The 1,539-nt window shown below is 62.8% G+C and carries 2 protein-coding genes; both read left to right on the forward strand.

Annotation, left to right across the window (positions count from 1 at the left end; translation table 11 throughout):
- On the forward strand, positions 1-362 hold a 362-nt coding region (locus ACXJ7R_RS32255), incomplete at its 5' end, for an alpha-hydroxy acid oxidase (protein ID WP_457155336.1).
- Positions 359-1,048, forward strand: coding sequence for an RraA family protein (locus tag ACXJ7R_RS32260; RefSeq protein WP_457155337.1), 690 nt, complete (start codon positions 359-361; stop codon positions 1,046-1,048). The genes ACXJ7R_RS32255 and ACXJ7R_RS32260, both read left to right, overlap by 4 nt.
- Positions 1,049-1,539: the final 491 nt, after the last annotated feature.

Raw genomic sequence — 1,539 nt, forward strand, 5'->3', positions numbered from 1 at the left:
GTATCGACGGCGTCATCGTGTCCAATCACGGCGGACGCCAGCTCGACGGCGCCGCCGCGTCGCTGGACGCGCTGCCGGCAGTTGTCGCCGCTGTCGATGGACGCATTCCGGTGCTGATTGACGGCGGCATCCGGCGAGGATCCGACGTCGTCAAGGCGTTAGCGCTCGGCGCCTCCTGCTGTCTGATCGGTCGGCCGCAGTTATGGGGGCTCGCGGTCGCCGGCGAGGACGGTGTGCGACACGTGCTCGAACTCTATCGCAAAGAGATCGACCGGGTCATGGCACTGATGGGGGCGCGGAGCCTGAGCGACCTCGGGCCGGACTGTCTTTCGTTCGTTCAGGCTACGAGGCCGCCACCATGATTGAAGACCCGCCGCTGCTCACCATCAAGCGCCGTTTCGAACGGCCTGCAGCAGAAATCATCAATGCCTTTTCGGGCGTGCCCGTCAGCCACGTCGTCGACGCCATGGGTGGGCGCGGGGCCTTGCACCATGCAATCAAGCCCCTATCGCCAAGTACTGCTACGCTGATCGGCGTCGCCGTGACATGTCACTGCGGCCCCGCCGACAATCTCGCTTTGTTTGGGGCGTTGGATGCCGCCATAAATGGCGATGTCATTGTTGCGGCCACCGACAGCTTTGCCGGCGCGGCAGTCACTGGGGATCTCGTGCTCGGCATGGCGCGGAACAAAGGGATCGCCGGCTTCATCACGGATGGCCTCGTTCGCGATATTGTCGGAATCGAGGCGGTCGGGTTGCCGGTCTACTGTGCTGGGGTCATCGCGAACTCGCCGGCGCGCAATGGTCCAGGCACTGTCGGATTTCCGGTGGTGCTGGGAGGAGTGACTATCTCGCCGGGAGACATACTCGTCGGCGACCGCGATGGCGTCGCCGTAGTGCCCCGCCTGGAAGCTAAGACAGTGCTGGCGCGGCTCGCCGCCGTCAGGGCGGCCGAGCAGGTTCTTGAGGCCCAGGTCCGCCAGGGTCTGGAAGTGCCCGACTTCGCTGAGGTCGTCCTCAGGTCCGACAGGACGCGCTTCGTTGACTGAAATGAGGTCGCTGAATTGCAAAAGAGATCTGACGGGACGACATGATAAGCCGACGAAGTGGTGCCCACCGCGAGCGCGCGAAGCCCCAGAGTCATATCAGTGTCGGTACTGCGGCTTGATGACCAAGCCAAGCAAAGCCGAGGCAAGGTCTCTGGGCGGGGCTACATAGGGGGCTCCTGCAAGACATACGCTTTACGTGATGGGCATACTTCCGCCAAGGGTGGCATCGAGATCGAAACAAGCTGGAAACAGACCTGGCGGCCAGCGGAATTGGTCGGTTACGAGATCGAGCTATGCCTAGGCCATCGGGGCTTCGCGTCACGTCAAAGGCGGCTGATGCGTTGGAAGCCACTACCGTCCTAACAGTTTCTACGAGAGGAATTAGCTATGCGATCCGCAACGGTTCTCTCGTCGTTGCTCGCGCCGGCTCTATGGGCGGTTCATCTTTTGCTCGTCGTCTGGGGACTTAACGCCGCGGCACGGTCCGAGCC

This window comes from Mesorhizobium sp. P5_C1, from assembly GCF_054049815.1.

Excerpts from the sequence above, each read along its gene's own strand:
- ACXJ7R_RS32260 (WP_457155337.1), top strand. The coding sequence starts at position 359 with ATGATTGAAGACCCGCCGCTGCTCACCATCAAGCGCCGTTTCGAACGG.